This is a genomic window from Sporomusa sp. 246TCP1 (assembly GCF_057319775.1).
Genome location: NZ_CM170492.1, coordinates 4603804 through 4626748, shown reverse-complemented (window position 1 = coordinate 4626748; position 22945 = coordinate 4603804). Strand labels below are relative to the sequence as shown.

Sequence of the window (22945 nt, the reverse complement as noted above, 5' to 3'; positions counted from 1 at the left end):
CCTCACGTGGAATTTTCCAAATCCGGTTGTGTCGGAAACAATTAAATTCCCCGGAGGATAAAAGTTTATAGGCCGAATTTTTACCAATAGCAAGCACCGTGGGTTCGAATCCCACCATCTCCGCCATATAAAAAAAGGCTTTATGCATGCTTGCATAAAGCCTTTTTTATATGTGAAAAGCATAAAAACACCCTGTATGACCACATTTTGACCGCATCTAAATTAAATTAGACCAAAATGCCTTATTAGTGTTGTAAAGACGGCGTCTAATAGTAAGTTATTGGGCAATAACTATCATAGTTTAGAAAAATGCAGGAATTATTCAAAAAAGTCTTGAAGTATGTTAATTTAATAGGAGGTAGTATAATGGCGAAAAGAATAGAACAGCCTGTAGTTGATAAGACACGGGAAATTTTAACGAGTATTTGTGGCTATCCGTTACCTTCGACAAAAGAGGATAAAAATAAGTTAATTGTATACGAGCAAGATAGTTATAAAACCCATATTGAACTTTGTAACTTACTAAAGCATAGTAGCAAATGTAGCAAGAAATTAGAAGACAAATTATGGGCCGATACAGCCGATTTCGGAAAACCAGAATTTATTATAATAAATACACATCAAAATCTGGCAATTGTTATAGAGTGTAAAGTTCACAGTTCTTCTAATCATATTGGGAAGAAAATGAGGGAAGAAAATATTTTAGAGAAAAAGCAATCGACTATATCAAGATACGCAGTAGAAGGAGTCTTGCATTACGCTAAGTTTTTATCTGAAAAGTATGACGTAATTGCTGTTGGGATAACTGGAGACATCTTAGAGGATGATAGTGTATCGAATTTATCTATATCCACATTTGCCTGGGAGAAAAATCGGAAATGGGAAGAAGGAACCCCCGGTCCATTTATGAATCTCAAGATAGATTCCTTAATGTCTTATAATGATTATTTAAATGTCTTTTCGAAATTAGATATTGTAAAAAAGAATTTGATTCTTACAAATGCATTATCAATTGCAAAGGAACTTAACGAAACACTACATAAAGCAAGTGTACCGCCCATTGAAAGATCATTGTTAGTAAGTGGTTTACTACTAGTTCTAAAAGATGTCATTTTTTTAAATTCTTATGCGGATAAAAAAGTTTCAAATGAGAGGCTTCTGGAATTATTAGACATATCCATCGAGAACACGTTAAAGTGTATGGGTGTAAAAGATACGTTTAAGAAGGAAATGTTAAAAACAAAGTTCAAAGATGTATTTAACCAACAGGGATTACTCAAAGATAATGCAAGAGTTTTGAGAGAAGTCTTAAAAACTCTTGAAGAATCGGTAGCACCTTGCATGACTGGAGAATATCCTTTAGACATTGTTGGCAAATTTTATAGTGAGTTTTTACGTTATGCAAAAGGTGATAAATCTAGTGGAATTGTCTTAACTCCATCTCATATCACTGAGCTGTTTTGTGATTTAATAAATCTTAATATAGATGATGTAGTATTAGATCCTTGTGCTGGAACGGCTGGTTTTTTAATTTCCGCAATGAATAGATTATACTTATTAGCGGACAAGCAACCTAAGCCTGAACTTATAAAAGAAAAGATTAGAGATGAGCAACTTTATGGTTGTGATGATGATAAGCAGATGTTTACTTTAGGTTGCTCGAATATGATTCTTAGGGGAGATGGAAAGGCAAACATGTTTTATGGTTCCTGTATGGACCATAAAGCCGAGCTTGAAAACAAAGCAACAGTTGGCATGATAAACCCCCCTTATAGTGGAACAGACATCTCGTGTTTGGAGTTTATAGAGTTCCTTTGCTCCTGTATCAAGTATAAGGATGAAAAAGGTAACGTTATTGGCAAAAGTCGAAGTAAAGGGGATAATTTAGTTTGCGCAATTATCCCAGTATCGTACATGAACTCCGACGGTTATAAGGAGCAAAGAAAGAAGTTATTAGCAAACAACACATTAGTTGCGGTAATGAGTATGCCAATCGACTTGTTTCGACCAATAAATATAGTAACGTGCATTGTTCTAATAAAAGCTGGGATACCCCATGACCCAGAAATACCAACATATCTAGGGAATTGGAAAGATGATGGATACGTTTGGAAAAAAGGGATTGGGCGAATTCCTATCGCAAGTAAGCCAGACGAAATAAAAAAGGTTTGGTTACAATCATTTAAACGGACCATAGAAAACAAAGAAATTGGAATATGGAAATGCCTTGATGGGGAAGATGAATGTGTTTGGGAAAAATATGCTGAGACGGATTATTCAAAAATAACAAAAGAAATATTCGAAAGCGAAGTTAAAAACTATATTATCTATAAGTTGAGAGAAAAGTCACTTGATAACTTGTTTGAAATCGATGGAACAGGTGATGAAGAGATGGACCAAGATATAGAAGATGAAAATGATGAAGAATAGGTGAATAATGGTTAAATTAGATACTATTTTTGACGCAGACTATGGGCAAAGAGAATACCACTCAAAAGAACATCTTAGCCCATGTAAATATGGAATCCCTTTAATCTCAGCTAAAGCTTCTAATTACGGTATATATGGATACTTCGATATAATTCCTAAATACAAACATGTTATATCTGTACCGAATACGGGTCAGGGAACTGTTGGTTTTGCCATATATCAACCTAACGACTGTTGTATAGACGATAATTGTTTGGTTTTGACTCCAAAGCATCCGCTAACACAGCAAGAGATGATTTATTATTCATTACTTATTAGGCTTGATAGGTATAGATATGCGTATGGAAGACAGGTAACTCCTGAGAGAATAGGCCTAATTGAGATCATTTCCTTAGATGAAATTCCAGATTGGGTTTATTCCACGGAAATAAAAGAAATTTCTTATTATCAAAAGGCATTATTTGCCAGACCAACTCCCATAATTAAACTGGATAATTGGCGGTCTTTTAAAGTAAAGGATTTATTTGATAAAGTTGAGCAATGTAAATGTGGAAATGCAGGTCAACTAGTCACAGGAACGGATATTTGGTATGTAGGAGCGAAAAAAAGAGAAAATGGCCTAATGAAAAAAGTAAAGGCGCAACCAGATTTAGTTTCTTTGGGTAATTGCATTGTTATGATTGGTGATGGTCAAGGTAGTGTAGGCTACGCAAATTATATGGATAAGTGTTTTATAGGATCAACCACATTGTTTGCTGGATATAGCGCAAATTTAGACAAATATGTTGGACTGTTTATGGCTTCTGTGTTTTCGGCAAACAGGTATAGATATAATTACGGAAGGAAATGGAATGGAGACCGGTTGTTGAATTCGGAAATATTATTGCCTGTTGTGACTAATTCAGGGGGAGTGCCAATTCTTAATGAAGATATGAAGTATACTCCCGATTACGAGTATATGCGAACTTATATTCAGACACTAAGTTATTCCCGAACAGTTTAATAAACTGTGTTATTAAACAGAGGCTTGGTCAAACCAAGCCTCTGTATGTTAGCTTACTTTGCCGCATAATATAATCAATTACGCCTTGTTTAGGGATCTTCCAAACACGGTTATAGCGAAAGGCGTTTAGCTGGCCTGATGCCAAGAGAGTATACGCTGCATTTTTTCCAATCATTAGAGCTTCGCAAAGCTCGTCTACAGTTAAGATATCGTTGTATTGCTCGAACATAATGAACCCGCTCCTTTTTTCTTTAATTATTAAGATGTTTGCATAAAAATATATTGCAATAAAATATAGGCTATGAGTGGTATAAGACCGTAACTAAAGGAAGAACATGAAAAAAGGGGCTATTTAGCAATTCTGGATTGAATATAATTTTCAATAGACGCCATTTGAATTTTCCAAGCTTTGCCGTCCTTATAGGCAAGTAACTGTTCGCTAGAAATTAGTTGATAGATTTTTTGATCACTGACACTGAGAAGGCATGCAGCATCAGAAACAGATACAACGAGTTTATTCATGGCTAACATAATGATCAACCACCTTTAATGATTATTTTTATTTATATGTTCATATAAAAATGCTTGTGGTTGATGAAATATGTTGATTTATCATTATCGTTGTCATTACTTGGTGAGTTATGATTAGTGTTAAAATAAAAAAATACAGTCATATATTATATTCATGACCTGCAGACTTGTGGATATACCACAAAGCCCTTGCAGAGGAGCATAGGAACATAAGCGTGTTACCCTTTGAGCCAGATAAATTGCTATCTGGCTCTTTTTGACGTTCTAAAAACAAAAGAGAAATGGGGAATCAACATGAAACAAGGCAGAACCATTATTCAATTAGCTCAGGAACTGGAGCGCCAACGGCTAGCAAGAAGAGACTATCTTGCCGACACCCGTAATCTTGAAGTAGATACTGCGAACGGTGTTAGCAAATTAATGCTGGGTATGGACAACACGACAGAATCTTTTATCGTAAATGAATTAGCGCATAGGCAAATTGCCGATCGCTTGCAAATTCCGTTCAAGTACTACAACAAAATGCGTACTGAATATCCTGAATTGCTGGATGACAATATTAATAGTTGGTTTAGTAAATCGCATGAACGCAGAATGATCCGGACACTAGATGGCAGTGTCCGAGCTTTTTTAAGTGACCGTTATCGTCGGTTAGATAACCTGGAATTAGCTGATGCGGTACTGCCAATTATTAATGAAATGAAAACAGCAGAAATCATGTCCAGCCAAATAACCGAGACACATATGTATATCAAAGTTATTAATAAGAAGCTAAAAGCAGAAGTAACTGTTGGCGATGTTGTGCAAGCAGGCATTGTTATATCAAATTCCGAGGTTGGGCTGGGCAGCTTAAAAGTCGAACCGCTGATATACCGCCTAGTCTGTAAGAATGGATTAATCGTCAAAGACTATGCGCAAAAACGTTACCATGTTGGCAAACAAATTGAAAGTGAGGACAGTGCTTACGAAATCTTCTCAGATGAAACACTAGCTCAAGATGATAAGGCATTCTTCATGAAGGTGCAGGATACCGTTAGAACTGCGATTGATGAAGTTAAATTTAATTTATCGGTAGAAAAGTTAAGAGGCACCATGTATGAATCAACCGACCCTGATCCAGTCAAAACAGTAGAAGTATTGGCTGACCGATATATGCTCAATCAAGGTGAGCGAGGCAGTGTATTACGGCACTTTATTATGGGCAGAGATAATAGCAAGTATGGCTTAATCAATGCTGTTACCAGAGCCTCGCAAGATATGGAAGACTATACAAGGGCAACCGACTTAGAGCGTCTGGGTGGTGAACTGCTTACTCTACCAGCAGGAAATAACAAACTGATTATGCCACCCATTCACTCTGTCGAAAAAAATATTACTAATGTAATACCGTTGGAAATGGCTAGATAATAACAGGAGTGTGAACAAAATGTTTATCAGTGATTGTTTGGCATATGAAGATGTAATTGCAGAATTACGCCAACATAAAAACAACTTTGTTGTTACCTTAAGAGTCGGAAATGATACCGATATTAGTCTAACCTTAAACTATCTGCAAACTAAAGTATTGGGTGATGGAATCCGAGCAATGGTTAATCAAGCACAACTAAAAGAATTACTGGAGAGCAACACCAGTAATATTCTAGGAGATATAAAGGTGAAGTTAGATATAGTACAGGCTAATGAAGTCCAGCACAAGGAAGGAGAGGAAGAACTATGCCAGCAAAATATTTTATCTGCTCAGATGGAAGAAGTATCCTTATCAAAGACTGCTTAACATCTTGCCAAATGAAACAAAGATGTATGTTCCTGCCAACATTAAGAGCCGTAGCAAAATCGTTAGACAGAGGGCTTAGTGAGCCAACCGTAACGGAACTCATTGCCGGAACAAGAGAAACTTACCTAAAAAAGACCATTGATTATGCGGTAAATCCTCAGGATGTACTATATGCTCTGCATGGCTCAGCCTTGCATACGATTAATGAGCATCATACTGAAGGGAATATGCTAACCGAAATACGGCTAAAAGATGATATTACTTCCGGTAAGTTTGATTTATATGGTGAGATATTAGATCAAGACACCGGGGTACTGGGCGATATTAAAGTCACGAGCAGTTATAAAATAATGAAGGCTTTAGGTAAATATAAGGTGAATGTTCCAACTGGCGAAGTCTATAAAACTGGATTGAAAAAGGGGGAACCCAAATTCAAAAAAGAATGGCGAGATGATGGTGTAAAAGGCATTACAGACTGGGCCATTCAGCTAAACTACTATCGCATTTTATTGGAACAGCAAGGCTTAGCAGTAAATAAAATAGTGATTCAAGCCATGTGCCGGGATAATAGCTTGCGAATAGCCAACGAAAGAGGTATTGACCAGGCCATTTATTTGATATCGGTCAATCGCATTAGCAATCGATGGATTATCCGTTATATGCAACACAAAGCTACAGATTTGCAACAAGCTTTGAATAGTGGAAATATGCCGTCGATTTGCACGGCTAAGGAACGCTGGCATAACCGGAAATGCTTAGATTATTGTCAGGTAGCGGAACATTGTTCGTATGGGAAAAAGCTAAAGAACAATGCAATTAAACCCTTAAAAGTAGTGAGCTAGGGATACTCTTTAGATAAACGTAGGAATGTCATGAATAAAATTTCACTATATATAAAGGCTTGCTGATCCTCTGTATGACGGATAAGCAAGCTTTTGTTTACTTTCAGGAGGGAAGCAAGATGAAACAGATTGCTGGTAAATTAGTTAAAGTTATGGAAGCGTGCAGCACCATTAAAAAGAATGGAGTCAATGATTTTCACCACTATAAATATGCTACTTCGGCTGACGTATTGGAAAAAGTCAATGCATCTTTGGTAAAGCATAACATAGCAGCCATCGTATTGCCGGAAGTAATAGCCAACAGCGACGTTATGAATAACAAGGGAAATACCGAGCATTTAGTGACGGTGAAAGTAAAGATTACACTAATTGATACAGACAGTGGGGAACAGGTTGAATTGTCCGGTATCGGCAGTGGTCAGGACAGCGGTGATAAAGCTGTAATGAAAGCGCAGACGGCTGCAATTAAATATGCCTATATGCTGAGTTTGGCCATTAGTACGAATGATGATCCGGAAGCAGATCGCAAGACAGATGAAGGCATGTATGTGACAGATATGGAGAAAAGCCCAAGTGGTAGTTGCAACCTAGTATGCAGTGACTGTGGAACCAAAATCACTGCTGGTATCATGAAAGTATCGATGAATAGATTCGGCAGACCGCTATGTATGAATTGCCAGAAAAAATCACAAGGTGCAGCATAAATTATGCGGATAGAAAAATAACTGTTCAGGAAATCGGCATGATTTATGCTGATACCGGCATTATCTATGCGACTTAGAGACGGTAATTTTATGTAATAATGACAATAGATAAATGCTCTGGTTGGAGATGAGCGATATTTATACATTTAAGTATAAGCAAATCGGTAGAAAAGTGGCGTATTATCGTCGACTAAAAAATCTAACCCAGGAAGAACTGGCAAGACGAATTAATATTAGCGTAAGTTCTTTAGGCAAAATTGAGCGGGGAAAATACAACAACAATATTTCCCTTTCTATCTTGCTAGCCATTGCCGAAGGACTTAATATCGATCTTGCTATGTTAGTTACGTTTGACGCCAGAGAAAAAACACTGGAATGGCAAATAACAGACCCTAACCAAAAGATAAACTAAAACAGTGATTGTTGTAGGCCGTGAAAGAAAAAATAAAAGACAGGAGCGTAATGAAATGAAAAAATTAACAGGATTACTTATGGCGTTTTGTATTTTAATGTCGGCAAATATGGCATGCGCAATGTCCCAAAGCCAATTGGAAAACATCAGGCAAAACATGTCCGATGAGTTAGCCAATACCGAAGAAGTATCTTATTATGACTTAGCAAACAATCCAGAGGCTTATGTCGATAAAACAGTTAAGTTCACGGGAACTCTTATTGGAACAGATGATCCAAGGTTCATGTTGCAAGATGGTGATGGTAATAGGTTTGTAGTAAATGTAGCAGCATTTTATAAATTAAATCTCAATACAGAATATCAAGTAAGCGCAATCTTCAGAAAGATGGTTATAACTTCAGATGGTAAGAATGTTGCTGTATTTACCTATGAGAAGGCGCATTTACCATTTATGAGCGAATACGGACTATAGGGCGTTTTTGTTCTTTCTGTTAAATAAGCATAGATACAATTTATCAAGGAGGTTAATTATTATGGCTAAGATATGCAAACAATGCAATGTGGAATTAGAGGCTAACGCCAAATTATGTCCTCAGTGCGGAACAAATCAGGAACAGATAGGACAAGTGGTTCTGTCAAATCATACAGATATGGTTCCGACAGTTGAGGTGTTGCGGGAAAGCAGCTTTGTTGGCTGTTTATTAAGTTATAGGGTATTTGTTGATGAAAAGGAAATCGGTAGACTCAGAAATGGTGAAAAGAAGCGATTCCAACTTGAGCCGGGACTACATGAGATGTATATAAGGGTAAACTGGAGCTGGTTCTCAAGTCCGAAGGAATCTTTTTTATTGAAAGACTTCGTAAAATTTAGCTGTAAGCCCAAGGTCGGGATTTTGGGATCGATTATTAAAATACCATATTACTCGCTTTTTAAAAGGCACAAATTCGTTTCTTTGAAGGAGTCATAAATGTTAATGGCTAAGTTATTTAATAACGAATATAGTGGATGGTGGGGGAATTTTGTTGAAACTAATAAAAAGATTATTTTGTAGCTTGGTGATTCTAACGGTGTTGTTGGCCGTTTTTAATGTAACTTATGCAGAAGAAAAATCTGATATGGAAATTGCTCAAGAATTACTTTATGGTAAATGGGCTAAACCTAATTCTAGCTGGATTAAGTATGAGTTCGGTAAAACTAATATCAAAATATTAGAAATACTTGAAGTCAACCCGTTGGGAGAAAGTGATATTAGAGTATCGATAAAAGGGAAAAATGGTAATTGGTCTACAAATGATGTAAGGTGTCAGATTAGACTGGATGGTCAACGATATCTGCTGTATATTCTTCGCAGAAATAACAACGCTAGTGAGATTAAGGGTGATGATTGGGGAGTAAATTATATTAAAGTATATTGGGAAGACAGAGACTAACCTAAATATAAAATGTATATTAGGAAACCTTAATAGCCGCCATGAATCAGTAATGAAAATGACTTTGGTTGGGTTAAGTGTAAATTTTGTTATAAGCAACAGTGGTTGTCTGTATTTCGCAATATACAATGATGCAAAAAATACTATCCGCAGTAGAATCAGTACAGTTGTTTGTAATTGTTGATAAGACAGGATGTGTGTAAAATGGTAAATAATATAAAAGGAATTACGTTTTTGAGCATGTTATTGTTAACGTGTTTTTTATCTGCAGTTTTTGTTGGCTGTGGGACAGATAAAAAAGCGGAAGCGAGAAAAGAGCTTGGCAAAATGAACATCCAATATACAGCGGAAGCTTTTATTAAGTCCATAGAAAATAATGATGTTACAGTCACTAAATTATTTATTGATGCTGGTATGGGTTTAGCTACTAAAAATGATAAAAATGAGACCACTTTAATGGCAGCTGCAAAAGCTGGAAACATAGATTTACTACAAAAGATTTTAAAAGAGCAGGCAGCTTTAGTGAATTCACAAGATAATGAAGGAAGAAACGCGCTTTTTTATGCGGTACTAGCTAACCAGAAGAGTGCAGTAGATGCTCTAAGCGATGTAGGGGCTGATTGGAAGACAGCCGATAAACAAGGTATCACTCTTTTACACTGTGCGATTATGGGAAACGATGTAGAGCTGGTAAAAATGGCTATTGAAAAAGGAGTAGATGTCAATGCCAAAACCGGGGATGGTAGCACCTCATTGCAGTTAGCGGAAAATGTTAAAAATACAGATTTAATGAATTTATTACAGAATGCAGGTGCGCAAAAACAGACCACAACAGAGAATGCAAGTATGACGTATAATACATATCAAAATAGCAGATATGGGTTTAGTATTGCGTATCCGGCAGGTTTTTCAAAAGGAAAAGATCCGGCTAATGGTGACGGTCTTACTTTTACCTCTGGAGATGGCCAGACAAAACTTAGTTCTTATGGCAGTAATAACACTGCACATGATAATATTCAGCAAGCCTATAGTAAGGCATTAGGCTATATAAAAGGCGATATAGGATATAAAACGGTAGGCAACTACTGGTTTGTCATTACATGGAATGACAATGGGACGATTCACTACAGAAAAACATTTTTAGGTAATGGATCTACGAATACATTTGAATTCAGCTATCCAGAGTTACAAAAAGATCAGTACGATGCTATGGTTAGTCAAATCGAAGCCTCATTTCAACCAGGTAATACGGATAAAGGACATTAAATGTATAAATATGGAATAATATAGCATGCGGGTATTCATAAGACTATATAGAAGAGCCAACTAAGAATGAGAATTTGCTTAGTTGGCTCTTATTATTTGAATTTAAAAGGGGGTATCCAGTTATGAGTGGTATAGATTCGCTAAAAACCCTATTGGCAGATTGTTTGAGGGAAACAAGCAAGGGCTATACAGTAGATGCATTATTGAAGGAATTTCCAACAATGCAGGAGCTAATGAATGCAACCGAAGAAGACATGATGTTCGTTAAAGGTATTGGAAGGGTTAAAGCCAAGCAATTATCAGCAATCTTGCGTTTTGTTCACTATGTACAGGGCAATCCGGAGGATAGCCGGGTAATAATTCGCACGCCTAAAGATATTTACGACTTGGTGCGAGGGGAATTGGAATATCTTACTGTAGAACAGTTTGTTGTAGTAGGTCTAAGTACTAAAAATCATGTGATTGTTCGGCATACGGTATCTATTGGCAGCTTAAATGCAAGTATTGTGCATCCGCGTGAAACTTTTAAGATGTTGATTCGTCGAGCTTGCGCTTCAACAATATTGGTGCACAACCATCCGAGTGGAGACCCAGTGCCTAGCTCAGAAGATATTACTCTGACAAAGAAACTGGTTGAAGCTGGCCGGATTATTGATATTCCTGTATTGGACCATGTGATTATCGGACAGGGGCAATATGTTAGTTTGAAAGAGAAAGGAATTATATCATAAAAGGTTAATACTGATCACTATTTTTGGATTCTCGCATCATTGCGTGATAGTTAAATAATAGTTTCAATAACCTGCATCTTGATGAGGAACGTAGTAAATTTCAAAGGATGGGAGTATGTTGATATTTGTATGAATGAAAAAATGCTGGAACAACCGGAACAAAAGTTATTCAGTAATGAAAAACATTATTTTGGATTTAAAAGGGTTGTATGGATGAATAAAACATTGTTTAAAATGATATTTAATTATTTGTAAACTAACATAATAGTAAGAATATATAGGTGTATAGTAAAGGCGAAGCCTTTACTAAAATTCTGCCGCGGCATGCTAACGTATGCCGCGGCAGAATTTTTTTTATAATTTTATAATGTTTAGTACTTAATATTGGCCAATTCACTATATTGCTAAGGTCAGTATAGCTTTTATCATTTACATTGCTGTCTATTTCATTGTAAAGAACCACCAGCTATTTATTATAACATTTTGTGAAGAAATATTGGAGCAAAATGTTAGATTTTTGTCCATTTCTTTCGTAAAGCATAAGTCAACAGTTTTAATCTGATTATCGGCTCCAGAAAAATCAAGGGTTCTAGGGTTTTCTTAGGGCTCTTTTCTTTTGCTTTGACACATAATTGACACATACCTGCCGAATTTAAGCTAAATAGGCATGATTTAAAGGAAAATAATATGGTATGTAGAATGCTATACTTATAACTTTTGGTAAGGTTGGTGCCTGATGACAGTTAACAGAGTAGTGTTTTCCAGTGTACGCTCGGAACTTGAACAAATGTTAGAAGTCGAGCAAATTAAACTCCCAGAAGGCTTTATCGAATATTTCCTTAAGTTTGCTTCTAAGGCATGCACATACGAAGAAGAAGAAACAAAGATAAGACCTAACGTTGTTGTAGGATTTAATATTGAGCAAGCTATTATTCAAGTGCCATATCATTATAGTATATCGATTAAAAAAGGCTTACCTACTGGTGAAGACCTTGAAAAGGTTTTAAAAGCGTTAATCCCGTTCTGTAATAATGGATGGTTTGTCTACATAAACATAAAAGAGGAATACATTGATTATGGTTTGCTAAGAGCGTTTAGTGGGCCTCAAGGACTTTCTGTTACCGAAGTATTATTTGGTGACGATAGTGACTTATCGGCTGCAGAGTTTGGGTTAATTGAGGTTAAGATTCTGAGCAAATATGAGATGTGTATTACTGGGCTTAGAAAAAGTTGCTTAGTAATTGATTTTAGACTTATTAGCCAAGAGGGGGAACAAAATTGTGACTGCGCTGCTGTAGCTGGAGACGTTGTTTCCGACATAGTAAATATCGATGAAAAAGTTGGATTGACTAAAGTTTTTACAAAGCTTTTTAAACTTGCATCTCAGCGTGTTCACGGAACGATAGTACTTATAATTAAAGCGGAATATAATGTTCCAGACGAATTTTTAAAGGATGGGACGTGGCTTGAAGACCCAATAGATTTATCATGGAAGGCCGCTGAAGCCACTGGACAGGGGGCAGACTGTTTTACCAGTGAAGCATTTTATGCGTTATCAGGACTATTATTGGAAATGATGAATGTAGATGGTATTACCGTAGTTGATACTAAAGGAAGAATACGTGGTTTTAATGTCTTCATCAATCCAACAAATATGGAGGGGGTAAAGGTGACTGGTGGTGCTAGAAAAAGGGCATGGTCGGCACTTTTGCAGGCAAACAACCCGAACTATATCGGAACATATTTTCAATCCCAAGACGGCAACTCTGTCTATGAAAGGGTGCATATAGATGACTAATTTACCAACGCTATGGAATTCGCCTGATGGACTAGCTATTCCAGGAAGGGTTTCTGAGATTCAAGAGTTAGCTGATTATTGCAATATGCTTACCCGAAGAGAAGTTCAGAAAGTAACTGGGGCGTTCAGTGCTGAACTTTACGATATGGCAACTGAATATACTTGGAATAGAACAATTAATGTCCTAAGAGATATGGTATTAAGTTTTGGCGATGATTTTGTACTGGAGATGCTTGGAAGAGCAGATAATTCAAGTGATGCATCGCAGATTTCTGAAGTGGATGTTATCAATCTGGCTGCAGACCTGGGTTTTATAAATAAAACGGCTAAGCAGCTATTCATGCACTATTGCCAAATGATTAAGCACTTCGCTTCAAGAGACATAGATGAAGAAATGGATAAAACAATAGCCCAAGCATGTATCAAGAGCTGTATTGTATATGTACTTGGGAAAACAAAGGAAGATTTTCATTTTTCATTTAATGATTTTAGAAATATACTTAAACTTAGCATTCTTAAAGAAGATGATGAAACTTACAGAACGCTAATAAATAGCCCTTACTTCTACAAAAGGACTACAGTTAGAACGTTGCTAAACTTGGCAAAGAAAACCCAGCCAGGAGGAGAACTTCAAAACGTATTTGCGAATATGAGTTGTATTATCCCTAGCATTTGGGAGAATTTGCTATCCGACGACCGTTGGCCTATTGGTTTCGCTTACGCAAAAGCAGTTAATGAGGGAAACCGTGATATGGTCATTGCACTGAAGTCGGTATTGCTAAAAGTAAAAGGTTTTGATTACGTACCTGAGAACCTAAGGTCTAATGCATTTATTGACGCTGCTGCTGAGTTGCTAAAAGTACATTTTGGTTATAATAATTTCTATAACGAACCATCCGCAGTTAAGCACTTAAATTCGTTAGGTACATCTATACCTTCTCCTGCACTAGGAGCATGTGTAGAAGCCTTACTTGCAGTATACGTCGGAAATTGTTGGGGGCATTCCACAGGGGCAGAGCAGCATGTCTTAGCAATATTGGACAATCTTTCTAATGATAGATGGGTTTATTTCTTAGATGGTGTTTTTCCTGGTAGTGAGGTTCTTTTATTTAAGCTAGTTGATGATAATCCCGCAGAACGTTGGGGCGAAATAGTAGAACGTTATAAGTTGAATGAATTAAGCATTAAGAATCCGATGATTAGAAAATTAGTGAGTGCTGGTGATAATGGAACTATCCCCCAAATTAAGAGAAGTGCAAATGAACTTTCTGATAACATTAGAGGTAGATAAAAAAAGCTTCTAGTCTTTTTATGGACTAGAAGCCTTTTACTTTATAGTGCTATTGTAACAAAAGTTGCATGATATCAGCTATCTCTTTATCCTGCTCAGCAAGGGCATGAGCGTAGATTTGAATTGTTCTTATATCATTTGAAAAAACATTATTGGTGTAATAAAATAACGGAACAAGCGAAAATTCGGTATATTGAATAAGTTATTGACTACATTTTAGATTCAAAGTACGCCATACTGTACATATTATTTTTCTACTAATTAACATGTTTTACATGGCGAACAGAATGTTCCAGATATAAAGAAGCGGGACTATGCAGACCAGTTTGTCGATTGGTATTATGGCAGGGTAGCAGATTTTATCAATTTTATTCGTGGTCCCGAATTTGCAGTTCCAGGAACATATCAAGAAACGTGGGAATTTATCAAAAATGATGTAAAATCTCTAAACCGGTGTAATTTCCAGCTGTTTTTTTGTGAATAACTATGGGGAAAACGTGCTGGTACTAGAAATTACCCTGTTGGTGTGGTACAATTAGAAGAAGTATGCAAGCGGGATTTTATGTCTACTGTAGTTTCAGATCCAATAGAAAAGATTGAGATTTCATTGTGATTATGCTACTAGTGAGCATGCTGGTGATACTTTCAAAGTTATTGATATAACCATAATTAGAACTTTAGGTGAAGTAAACCCTCAGCTTGATCTAGTCAACACTATTATAAATTGGAAGAGGTTTGGGATTGAGGTTTAGTTTTGAGCGTGTACCCTAAGCAAAAATAAACAGTTAGGTTCTAGAATATAAGTTATTTTAAAATATTTATCATATTGATAATGCAATGTGTATATATATTAAGAAACCATAAAGCTTTTAGTGGTTTCTTTTTGCTTATTATGCATTAAAAGAAACAACACTATTTATTTTGAGAATAAAAACAGATCAAACTTGACATTTTTTTAAAAAAGTCTTAATCTATATTTAGAAATTGTTGGAGGTGTCAGGTGCATGAGTGTAGTTGGAAAAATGATTAGAACGGATAAAATACTTATAGAAAGTGTATGCGATATCATAAGCAATGCTATCGGTGATGATATACAAGAAGATGTTAGATCACAGGGATTAATTGTACACAATAGCACCCCGATAAGAATCTGGGATCATTTATATACTAAATTATGCAAAAAATTTGTTGGATTCGATATTGTTGCTCGGCCCACAAAACGTGGGTCTTGGGATTTAGTTCCCATTTTCGAACGGGAAACAGGCTTTTTATATGTTGTAATGAGAGAAAGTAGGTTAAAAACCCTAAAAAAGGAAGCTGTGAAGAGGAAAAATCCTCATTATTCAGAAGCGCTTGCAAAAACATTGAATAGAGACTTAGTTGCAACACAGTATCAAGTTCCATTGTTAGAAGTTAATGATGAGAAATTTGATAATGAAGAATACATAAGAAGGATTGTTCAAAAGATTTTTAAAGATTTAGCTATACCAGACAACGTTATAAAACGACACGGTTTAATATTGTTTAATGACGTTAAGGGCGTCTTATTATCTTTACGATGTTGTATAGTCGATAGTAACTTAAATACAGTGGAAGAAGCTAATTGGAATGAATATATTAAAATAAATGAAAGTATAATTGCCGAAGAAGTTCTTGATGAAGCCTCTGAATTTAATAATCCTACGAATGGATTGAAATATAAACAGAAAGCGAAAGACAAGATGAAACAAAAAAAAATTCCAAAAGGAAAAAACAAAAAAGAAAAATTGCCTGATTTAAGTTAGCCCTTTGCTAGCAATGGAGGACGAATAATGAATAATAATTTACAACACTTTAATGGGGAAAGGCTTAAAGCAGCTAGGATATATAGAGGATTAACTGTAGCTGAACTAGCCGAAAACCTTGAACTCCAACGCCAAACTGTTTCAATGTATGAGAATGATAAAATTAAAAATCCAGAATACTCGACGATAAGAAACATGAGTAGTGTACTGGGATTTCCAATTAAATTTTTCTTACAGGAAAGTGACATAAATACGAAAGTTGGTTCTACATACTTTCGTGCATTATTAACGACTAACAAAAAGTATCGTAGTCAACAGGTTCAAAAAATGAATTTCATATGTACAATATATTTGTTCTTAAGTGAATATATTGAATTTCCATCTTTTAATCTTCCAACTATACATGGTGAAATTGATCCTGAGGATGCAGCAGAACAGCTTAGAAGTTATTGGAATTTAGGGAATAAACCAATAGAAAATATTATTTATTTGGTAGAACAAAATGGAATATTAGTATCACGCTTTAATAGTGAAACAAAAGATATTGATGCCTTTAGCCAAATGTTAGACATTAATGGAGAGTCTATATTTTTAATTGGTTATTCTAAGAATAAGGGAACCGCAGCCAGAATTCATTTTGATATTGCACATGAGTTGGGGCATATGTTGCTACACGAGTGGAGTGAAGACATAGAAACTTTATCAAAAGAAGAATTTAAAGAAAGAGAGAATCAGGCGCACTTATTTGCATCTGCCTTTTTACTTCCCAGAGAAGCCTTTAGTAAAGATGTTGGTGTATATGCAAATAATCTTTCGTATTATGTTGAGTTGAAGAAAAAATGGAAAGTTTCTATATCAGCAATGGTAAGAAGAGCTTGTACATTAAAATTAATTGATTATAATACCTATCAGAATTTGATGCGAAAGATGCAAAAAGAGGGAATAAAAAAGCAAGAACCCCTAGATGATATTTTAATCACAGCAATACCATCACTATTAAAAACATCAGTTCAAATGCTTATAAATGATAGAATATTGACACCTAAAGAATTTTTAAATGAATTAACAGAGGACTATAACCTTAGTCTTGAGTCTAAAGAAATAGAAGACCTATTAGATTTACCCAAAGGTTTTTTAAAGGTTAGTAATGTAATTCCAATGCATAGTTTAAAAATAAAAAATGAAAAAGATGATGCATTGTGAGGTGGAGGGGGGCAAGATAGTCATTTGTATATACAACAGTACTATTAAATTTTTGCAGCTAGTAATACTGATTTATTCGTTTGGGCAATAGTGCCAACGTTGGAATGAATTTAACGAAACAGTGGACGGTCTAACATGGCTATTGCAATAACAGCGCCACCCCCAACTGTTGAAGAACTTGTTTGCTGGGATTATGCTTTCTTTTTTGTAGAGTGAGCAGAACAATTGGAACATCAATACTGCTAAGTCCAGGTCTAGTTGTACATATCCAACCTTGTCAATAATGAGGATGTCTGGTCTGATGTAAATCCGTCCCGGATTACTATGCAGTGAAAGTCACGGGTTACTTAGCGGCTTGATAATACTATCGCTGATAAATCTAATATTTTAAATACTGGTGGTAAAATTGGTGACAGTATTGGTGACAATCTTTTGAAAACTGTCACCAATTTGAATCAAGCGCCACCAAATGAAACGTGGGAAAACTCAATAGAATCAACTATTAACAAGTATTAAAAAATGTAAACAAAGGTGTTATAACGGTTTCCTAAACCGCGTCTCGCGGGGGTTCGAGTCCCTCCGGGCGCACCATCTAAATACAATAAAAGCAAGGTATCAGGAGTTTTGAGCCTTGCTTTTTTGCCTTTTTCATTGATTTGTATGTATGCTATGACGATTTCTTGCAAGCGTAGGAAGAAAAATTTTAGATATTTCGGGGCAGCCCGTATTTTTGTTCAAGAGTAGGTATTGGAAGTATTTCTGGTAGGCTATAGGAAGCGGGTTTAAATGTTAAGGTTAAGGGACGGGGTAGACACACTTGCTGTCGATAACCCCGTCCCCTTAACATCAGTTTAATTTTGCTTTAAGAAAAAAATTAAGGTAATGTATATAAACGGTTATCGCATTGAGCTTAAAAATCATGATATGTACATAAATACTGATTGTGAAAAACGATTTTATGATTTTCTAATGTACGAGGATGAAGCCGGACGCCTAGATTTATTGAATCGCATAAATAGTCTTAATTTAGATGAAGAGTTAATATCACAATATTATCATTATCCCTATGCTTACGAAAAATATAAATTGGATGATGAGAATGATATGAAAGTTTTTAAACGAATAATTTCGGTATATAACAATAAAGTAAAAGACCAAATTGATGTTAAGCGATTAAGCTAAAACAGTTGGCAGAGAAAGGTAGAAAATGAGATTTAACCTTGTTATTCCGACATTTAATAAACTGCCGAGATTAAAATTGATGATTAAATCCATTGAAAATCAAACATATATTGATTTTAATGTAATATTCATTGATGATGGATCAACAGATGGGACTGGAGATTATATCCAAAACAGAAAATTTAAATTTCATTACAATTATTATTATCAAAAAAATTCTGGACGTTCTGCTGCAAGGAATTTGGGTGTTGCTAAATCAAACTGTGAATACATTATCTTTTCTGATGATGACCTTATACACTTCATCCTTGTTTTATTGAAGAACATTCTAAGATTGAATTCAAAAATAAGTGCATTTCACACGGCAATATATTTGAATTACCTTTCATGAAATATTTTGATGATCCGACACATCCTGAAATTAAAGATCATATACATTCGTACAATAAATTAAAAATGATGGGATTAAGTGAAAATGATGTAATACATAATTTTGAAGCGAAAATCAATAAAAGAAAAAAAACATCTTCTTTGGAGATGCTTATCAAAGAAATTCTTGTTGTAAATTTTGGATTATGTGATTGGATAGCTTTTACTGGCGGAAACATTTGTCTTCCAAGATCATGGTTAATTGCTACTGGAGGGTATGATGAAAATTTTGCTTTAAACTGGGGGTGTGAAGATATGGAATTAGGATATCGTCTTTTTTTAGAAAACAAATTATTTGTATATAATGAAAATGCTGTTAACTATCACATGTCACATACAAGGAGCAATTATAAAGATGAACATGATTTATCCAGCCAGTATTTTTTCAACAAACATAAAGATCCTATTATTCTTAGATTCCATGAATTCGCTATTGGTAAATTGTCTAGAGAAGATTTTATAAAAGAAGTCTTGCTATTTTAATATAGATTTCTAGAGATATAAATTTTATTTAAAGGAGTTTGCAAAAATGTTATTTACAGATATTACACTGATTACAGAAGATGTATTAAATCTTGTTGACTTTTATGAGGAGCTTTTTGGTATTTCCATCGAAAAAAACGATGTTCATACTCAATTTGAGATCGGATCTTTAAGAATTACATTATATTCTAAAAGAGCTGCTGAATCGGATATGGGTTTTGATTTTAAACAATATAATGGAACAGGGAAAATGACAATAGGATTCAATCTTGACGAAATTGATAATGAAGTGTTAAAACTTAAAGGATTAGGTGTTGAATTTGTGGCTGGACCGAAAACTTATCCATGGGGTGCAAAATCAGTGCATTTCAGAGATCCTGATGGAAATATAATATGTTTTCGTTGCTGGCCTAAAGTATAAAATCAATCTTATGTGGAGATATGTTTCATGAAAACCTTTAATTGCTATGATGCCATGATATTTTCGGCTGGGGAAATTTATAAGCCTTGTTGTGATTTGAATTACTATTTCCTTGATACTTTTAGTTTTAAATATTTTAAAAGTGATATACCAAAATTAACTTACAACGAAACTGCAATAAGATGCGGCCCATTTATTGAAAACAGCCTTTTAAAAGATTATTATGGCATCTGCATTACGAGAGAAGCCGCTAAATGAAAGCGCGGGGACGGTTCCTCTGCTCCCATAATAATTACTAGCTTGGTGGATAGGTTTAAAGGAAAACCACCAGCAATTGTTTTAGTAAAATAAGGGAAGCAATGGAAGAACGAAATCGCTCACGCGATGGTCCTGATAGTCCCCCGTAAATAAAAATTTCATGAAAAATGTAAAAAGTACGCCCTTTTGTGGTATTGTTTAATCGCCAAACCAAACAAACCAGAAAGGAGGAACGTACTTTTTACTTTATGATTATACCATGTCTTAAGATTGAAATACATACGTTTTTTAACACAGCTAGAGCTCCTCCTGATGCCATGAATTGGCTTCACAAAACCCAAAAAATCAGGAGGTAGTATGTCTATGCAACAATATAAACAAGAGATTGAGCTATACTTTGAACTTAAAGGAACTCCGGAATCTTCACGAGAATCCTATTTGCGAAGAATCTTTGCCTTCATCAATTATATGCAAAATCAACACAAATGCATGGAAAACGTTACAGATAGTGATATCCAACAATATATCCTCTATCTCAAAAAGGAAAAGGGTCTGTCAGCGGGAACCATCAATTGTTACATTTCTGCTGTCAAATTCTTTCATACCTGCATCATAGGTAAAGAGTGGAACCCCTTAAAAATTCCCCGGATGAAAAGAATACGTAAATTTCCAGTCATCCCACCTAAACAAGATGTACTGGCAATATTAAATAAAGCTGCGAATCTAAAGCATAAAGCTATTTTAGCATTACTATACGGTAGTGGCCTCAGGGTCAGCGAAGTAGCTAAATTGAAGATTTGTGATATTTGTAGTAAAAGTATGCGCGTACGGGTAGAAAACGCCAAACATAATACAAATCGATACACCATCTTATCAGAACTGGCCCTTGATGTATTGCGAAAATACTTCCGGGCATATTTTTCAAGCTACCAAATGGACGATTGGTTGTTTCCAGGACAACACAAAGGTGAGCACATTAACGTTAAGTCCATCAAAAATACCATCATTAAGCTGCGCAACCAGTTGCAAATGGACCAGAATATTTCTGCCCATACGCTTCGGCACTGTTTTGCTACACATACATTAGAAGATGGGGTCGATCCCGTGTTTATCCAGCAAATGCTGGGGCATAAAAATCTTCAGACTACAATGACGTACCTGCATATGACATCGAAAAGCCTTATGGGCATTAAGAGTCCTCTTGATACTGGAAACAGCAACCCCAAATGACTACTGTACAGGATGTTTTCCTTAAGTTTTATCCCCAGTATGAACAAAGCTATGCTCCATATATACAACAAGCCAAAGCCGTTAGTGACATCATGCGCTGCAGGACAGCAGCTTTAGGTGGTCATACGTTTGAATGCGAAGAATGTGGCCATATAGTTGTTCGTTACAATTCATGCCGGAATCGGCACTGCCCTTTGTGTCAGGGTATTAATAAGGCAGTTTGGGTAGACGCAAGAAGCAAAGATATCCTCACTGCCCCTTACTTCCATGTTGTGTTTACCTTACCATCACAGCTTCAGCCATTGGTTTATCAAAACCAGGAATTGCTTTATGGCTTGTTGTATAAAGCGGTAGCCCAAACCTTGGCGGAACTTTCCCAAGATACCAAATATCTTGGTGCACAGATCGGCTTTTTTTCCTTGCTGCATACCTGGGGACAAGATTTGCACTATCATCCGCACATCCATACTGTGGTATTGGCAGGTGGACTAACCAAAAACAATCAATGGCGAAACAGCAGCAAGAAGTTCTTCATTCCAGTAAAGGTGTTAGCTAAAAAGTTTCGAGGTAAATTTCTTCACCACATCAAGCAATACTACCGCCAAAACTTGCTGATGTTTTATGGAGATGCCCAGAAATATCAACAGCCAAAATGTTTCCGGGATTTACTCAAACAGTGTTATGCCAAAAACTGGTACATTTACTCTAAAAAGACTTTTTCCGGACCACTCGCTGTTGTCCGATATTTGGGGAGGTACACGCACCGGATAGCCTTATCCAATACGCGCATTGTCGCCATGGATGAACATACGGTGACAATTACCGTAAGAGACTCTAACGACAACAACCAGACAAAAACGCTAACGCTCAGTGGCGTTGAATTCATCCGGCGATTTTTACTGCATGTACTTCCCAAAGGTTTTGTCAAAATCAGGCATTATGGACTCCTTGCCAACCGAAACAAAAAGACCAAGCTGGAACTAAGCAGAAAACTAACGTTAAGTCCAACCTACAAACCAAAATTTGAAGGTCTTACAACTGTTGAGATTCTATGCATTCTTGTAGGCCGGGATGTAACGAGGTGTCCTGTATGTGGAAAAGGTAAATTACAGGCAAGCTATTCGTTACCCAAAGAGGCATCGCCTTAATAGTTGCAAAAATTGAATAGATACTGCCAAGACCCGTTTGTGGGGAGGGGGAAGGTATGTCCAATCAAGACAAATGAAGCCCAATTTATTACAAATCAGCAAAGTAAAGCACAAAAAAATGTACGAAAACAGAAAAAATTAACGATCAAAAACCAAGAGAAAAAGATTGAAATTCCATAGCTGGGCAGCCCGCGACTTCATTCTTCTGAGGCAATCAAAAATTTTGCGCGTAGATAGTTTTGTGGCTCAACTGGCAGCCGGGAGCTGTTAATTGAGCCTTTTTGCGCGCAAAACTTCCGATTGATACCTTCAAGAACCGTCCCACATGCTTCCTGGTAGGCTATAGGAAGCGGGTTTAAATGTAAGGGACGGGGTAGACACACTTGCTGTCGATAACCCCGTCCCCTTAACCCTTTGGTGTCATCGGTATCTTATCATATTTCGGGCGGAAAGGGCATGCTTTAGAATGAATTATGTGTTATGCCATTGGCGGTGAAATTTTCACCGCCAATGGCTGAGAAGCAACACTATGAAGAGCCGGATGCCTCAATAGGGCAAGTCCGGTTTCGTGAGCGGGGCTGGAACATGAGTTCC

General features: G+C 36.1%; 25 protein-coding genes. 22 read left to right on the top strand and 3 right to left on the bottom strand.

The features are described from left to right. Window positions 1–366: 366 nt before the first annotated feature. Both AC1ECB_RS21925 and AC1ECB_RS21920 read left to right on the top strand, forming a co-directional pair. Complete coding sequence (locus AC1ECB_RS21925; protein ID WP_485665768.1) at window positions 367–2430, top strand: HsdM family class I SAM-dependent methyltransferase; 2064 nt, start codon at window positions 367–369, stop codon at window positions 2428–2430. A 7-nt stretch (window positions 2431–2437) separates the two neighbouring features. Continuing rightward, complete coding sequence (locus AC1ECB_RS21920; protein ID WP_485665767.1) at window positions 2438–3433, top strand: hypothetical protein; 996 nt, start codon at window positions 2438–2440, stop codon at window positions 3431–3433. A gap of 28 nt (window positions 3434–3461) precedes the next feature. On the opposite strand, the gene AC1ECB_RS21915 is transcribed toward AC1ECB_RS21920, so the two are convergent. Together AC1ECB_RS21915 and AC1ECB_RS21910 are read right to left on the bottom strand one after the other, a co-directional pair. Further along, window positions 3462–3662 (bottom strand): helix-turn-helix domain-containing protein, encoded by a 201-nt coding sequence (locus AC1ECB_RS21915; RefSeq protein WP_485665766.1) that lies wholly within the window; start codon window positions 3660–3662, stop codon window positions 3462–3464. 119 nt (window positions 3663–3781) lie between these two features. Further along, complete coding sequence (locus tag AC1ECB_RS21910; RefSeq protein ID WP_485665765.1) at window positions 3782–3964, bottom strand: helix-turn-helix domain-containing protein; 183 nt, start codon at window positions 3962–3964, stop codon at window positions 3782–3784. A gap of 294 nt (window positions 3965–4258) precedes the next feature. On the opposite strand from AC1ECB_RS21910, the gene AC1ECB_RS21905 reads away from it, so the two are divergent. From AC1ECB_RS21905 to AC1ECB_RS21840, 14 genes are all read left to right on the top strand, one after another. Continuing rightward, window positions 4259–5371 (top strand): DUF932 domain-containing protein, encoded by a 1113-nt coding sequence (locus AC1ECB_RS21905; RefSeq protein WP_485665764.1) that lies wholly within the window; start codon window positions 4259–4261, stop codon window positions 5369–5371. Window positions 5372–5390: 19 nt separating this feature from the next. Next, window positions 5391–5738, top strand: coding sequence for a hypothetical protein (locus AC1ECB_RS21900; protein ID WP_485665763.1), 348 nt, complete (start codon window positions 5391–5393; stop codon window positions 5736–5738). Continuing rightward, on the top strand, window positions 5678–6580 hold the full coding sequence (locus tag AC1ECB_RS21895) for a hypothetical protein (RefSeq protein WP_485665762.1): 903 nt from the start codon (window positions 5678–5680) through the stop codon (window positions 6578–6580). Before AC1ECB_RS21900 ends, AC1ECB_RS21895 begins: the two co-directional genes overlap by 61 nt. 119 nt (window positions 6581–6699) lie before the next feature. Next, the gene (locus AC1ECB_RS21890; protein WP_485665761.1) at window positions 6700–7284 is read left to right on the top strand and encodes an ERF family protein; all 585 of its coding nucleotides are present in this window, start codon (window positions 6700–6702) and stop codon (window positions 7282–7284) included. 112 nt (window positions 7285–7396) lie between these two features. Next, a complete protein-coding gene (locus AC1ECB_RS21885; protein ID WP_485665760.1) occupies window positions 7397–7696 on the top strand; it encodes a helix-turn-helix domain-containing protein in 300 nt (99 codons plus the stop codon). 55 nt (window positions 7697–7751) lie between these two features. Continuing rightward, entirely contained in the window at window positions 7752–8168 is a 417-nt protein-coding gene (locus AC1ECB_RS21880; protein WP_485665759.1) for a hypothetical protein, read from the top strand. Between the two features lie 61 nt (window positions 8169–8229). Next, window positions 8230–8664, top strand: a complete 435-nt coding sequence (locus tag AC1ECB_RS21875; protein WP_485665758.1) for a hypothetical protein — start codon at window positions 8230–8232, stop codon at window positions 8662–8664. A gap of 55 nt (window positions 8665–8719) precedes the next feature. Then, window positions 8720–9127, top strand: coding sequence for a hypothetical protein (locus AC1ECB_RS21870; RefSeq protein ID WP_485665757.1), 408 nt, complete (start codon window positions 8720–8722; stop codon window positions 9125–9127). Window positions 9128–9331: 204 nt separating this feature from the next. After that, window positions 9332–10393: an ankyrin repeat domain-containing protein gene (locus AC1ECB_RS21865; RefSeq protein ID WP_485665756.1), complete on the top strand. Its 1062-nt coding sequence runs from the start codon at window positions 9332–9334 to the stop codon at window positions 10391–10393. Window positions 10394–10467: 74 nt separating this feature from the next. Next, entirely contained in the window at window positions 10468–11124 is a 657-nt protein-coding gene (gene radC / locus AC1ECB_RS21860) for a RadC family protein (RefSeq protein ID WP_485665755.1), read from the top strand. A 736-nt stretch (window positions 11125–11860) separates the two neighbouring features. Beyond that, window positions 11861–12922, top strand: coding sequence for a hypothetical protein (locus AC1ECB_RS21855; protein WP_485665754.1), 1062 nt, complete (start codon window positions 11861–11863; stop codon window positions 12920–12922). Further along, on the top strand, window positions 12915–14213 hold the full coding sequence (locus AC1ECB_RS21850; protein ID WP_485665753.1) for a hypothetical protein: 1299 nt from the start codon (window positions 12915–12917) through the stop codon (window positions 14211–14213). Before AC1ECB_RS21855 ends, AC1ECB_RS21850 begins: the two co-directional genes overlap by 8 nt. A gap of 1004 nt (window positions 14214–15217) precedes the next feature. Continuing rightward, window positions 15218–15997 carry a DUF5986 family protein gene (locus AC1ECB_RS21845; protein ID WP_485665752.1) on the top strand — a complete coding sequence of 260 codons (780 nt, stop codon included), beginning with the start codon at window positions 15218–15220 and terminating at the stop codon, window positions 15995–15997. 27 nt (window positions 15998–16024) lie between these two features. Next, window positions 16025–17200 (top strand): helix-turn-helix domain-containing protein, encoded by a 1176-nt coding sequence (locus AC1ECB_RS21840; protein ID WP_485665751.1) that lies wholly within the window; start codon window positions 16025–16027, stop codon window positions 17198–17200. A gap of 72 nt (window positions 17201–17272) precedes the next feature. On the opposite strand, the gene AC1ECB_RS21835 is transcribed toward AC1ECB_RS21840, so the two are convergent. Next, a complete protein-coding gene (locus AC1ECB_RS21835) occupies window positions 17273–17503 on the bottom strand; it encodes an ATP-binding protein (RefSeq protein ID WP_485669386.1) in 231 nt (76 codons plus the stop codon). Window positions 17504–18407: 904 nt separating this feature from the next. Between AC1ECB_RS21835 and AC1ECB_RS21830 the strand changes: the two genes are divergently transcribed. The 6 genes from AC1ECB_RS21830 (at window position 18408) to AC1ECB_RS21805 (ending at window position 22351) form a co-directional block, all read left to right on the top strand. Beyond that, window positions 18408–18773 carry a glycosyltransferase family 2 protein gene (locus AC1ECB_RS21830; protein WP_485665750.1) on the top strand — a complete coding sequence of 122 codons (366 nt, stop codon included), beginning with the start codon at window positions 18408–18410 and terminating at the stop codon, window positions 18771–18773. Continuing rightward, window positions 18770–19294, top strand: coding sequence for a glycosyltransferase family 2 protein (locus AC1ECB_RS21825; protein ID WP_485665749.1), 525 nt, complete (start codon window positions 18770–18772; stop codon window positions 19292–19294). The genes AC1ECB_RS21830 and AC1ECB_RS21825 overlap by 4 nt, the downstream gene beginning before the upstream one ends. 46 nt (window positions 19295–19340) lie before the next feature. Next, entirely contained in the window at window positions 19341–19715 is a 375-nt protein-coding gene (locus AC1ECB_RS21820; protein ID WP_434132585.1) for a VOC family protein, read from the top strand. Window positions 19716–19742: 27 nt separating this feature from the next. Continuing rightward, the gene (locus tag AC1ECB_RS21815) at window positions 19743–19973 is read left to right on the top strand and encodes a hypothetical protein (protein WP_485665748.1); all 231 of its coding nucleotides are present in this window, start codon (window positions 19743–19745) and stop codon (window positions 19971–19973) included. A 357-nt stretch (window positions 19974–20330) separates the two neighbouring features. Next, window positions 20331–21203, top strand: coding sequence for a tyrosine-type recombinase/integrase (locus tag AC1ECB_RS21810; RefSeq protein ID WP_485665399.1), 873 nt, complete (start codon window positions 20331–20333; stop codon window positions 21201–21203). Beyond that, window positions 21200–22351 carry an IS91 family transposase gene (locus AC1ECB_RS21805; RefSeq protein WP_485665747.1) on the top strand — a complete coding sequence of 384 codons (1152 nt, stop codon included), beginning with the start codon at window positions 21200–21202 and terminating at the stop codon, window positions 22349–22351. Before AC1ECB_RS21810 ends, AC1ECB_RS21805 begins: the two co-directional genes overlap by 4 nt. Window positions 22352–22945: the final 594 nt, after the last annotated feature.

Bases quoted from the DNA above. Each gene is read 5' to 3' on its own strand.
- AC1ECB_RS21925 (WP_485665768.1), top strand. From the start codon at position 367: ATGGCGAAAAGAATAGAACAGCCTGTAGTTGATAAGACACGGGAAATT.
- AC1ECB_RS21920 (WP_485665767.1), top strand. From the start codon at position 2,438: ATGGTTAAATTAGATACTATTTTTGACGCAGACTATGGGCAAAGAGAA.
- AC1ECB_RS21915 (WP_485665766.1), bottom strand. From the start codon at position 3,662: ATGTTCGAGCAATACAACGATATCTTAACTGTAGACGAGCTTTGCGAA.
- AC1ECB_RS21910 (WP_485665765.1), bottom strand. From the start codon at position 3,964: ATGTTAGCCATGAATAAACTCGTTGTATCTGTTTCTGATGCTGCATGC.
- AC1ECB_RS21905 (WP_485665764.1), top strand. From the start codon at position 4,259: ATGAAACAAGGCAGAACCATTATTCAATTAGCTCAGGAACTGGAGCGC.
- AC1ECB_RS21900 (WP_485665763.1), top strand. From the start codon at position 5,391: ATGTTTATCAGTGATTGTTTGGCATATGAAGATGTAATTGCAGAATTA.
- AC1ECB_RS21895 (WP_485665762.1), top strand. From the start codon at position 5,678: ATGCCAGCAAAATATTTTATCTGCTCAGATGGAAGAAGTATCCTTATC.
- AC1ECB_RS21890 (WP_485665761.1), top strand. From the start codon at position 6,700: ATGAAACAGATTGCTGGTAAATTAGTTAAAGTTATGGAAGCGTGCAGC.
- AC1ECB_RS21885 (WP_485665760.1), top strand. From the start codon at position 7,397: ATGCTCTGGTTGGAGATGAGCGATATTTATACATTTAAGTATAAGCAA.
- AC1ECB_RS21880 (WP_485665759.1), top strand. From the start codon at position 7,752: ATGAAAAAATTAACAGGATTACTTATGGCGTTTTGTATTTTAATGTCG.
- AC1ECB_RS21875 (WP_485665758.1), top strand. From the start codon at position 8,230: ATGGCTAAGATATGCAAACAATGCAATGTGGAATTAGAGGCTAACGCC.
- AC1ECB_RS21865 (WP_485665756.1), top strand. From the start codon at position 9,332: ATGGTAAATAATATAAAAGGAATTACGTTTTTGAGCATGTTATTGTTA.
- AC1ECB_RS21855 (WP_485665754.1), top strand. From the start codon at position 11,861: ATGACAGTTAACAGAGTAGTGTTTTCCAGTGTACGCTCGGAACTTGAA.
- AC1ECB_RS21850 (WP_485665753.1), top strand. From the start codon at position 12,915: ATGACTAATTTACCAACGCTATGGAATTCGCCTGATGGACTAGCTATT.
- AC1ECB_RS21845 (WP_485665752.1), top strand. From the start codon at position 15,218: ATGAGTGTAGTTGGAAAAATGATTAGAACGGATAAAATACTTATAGAA.
- AC1ECB_RS21840 (WP_485665751.1), top strand. From the start codon at position 16,025: ATGAATAATAATTTACAACACTTTAATGGGGAAAGGCTTAAAGCAGCT.
- AC1ECB_RS21830 (WP_485665750.1), top strand. From the start codon at position 18,408: ATGAGATTTAACCTTGTTATTCCGACATTTAATAAACTGCCGAGATTA.
- AC1ECB_RS21825 (WP_485665749.1), top strand. From the start codon at position 18,770: ATGAAATATTTTGATGATCCGACACATCCTGAAATTAAAGATCATATA.
- AC1ECB_RS21820 (WP_434132585.1), top strand. From the start codon at position 19,341: ATGTTATTTACAGATATTACACTGATTACAGAAGATGTATTAAATCTT.
- AC1ECB_RS21815 (WP_485665748.1), top strand. From the start codon at position 19,743: ATGAAAACCTTTAATTGCTATGATGCCATGATATTTTCGGCTGGGGAA.
- AC1ECB_RS21810 (WP_485665399.1), top strand. From the start codon at position 20,331: ATGTCTATGCAACAATATAAACAAGAGATTGAGCTATACTTTGAACTT.
- AC1ECB_RS21805 (WP_485665747.1), top strand. From the start codon at position 21,200: ATGACTACTGTACAGGATGTTTTCCTTAAGTTTTATCCCCAGTATGAA.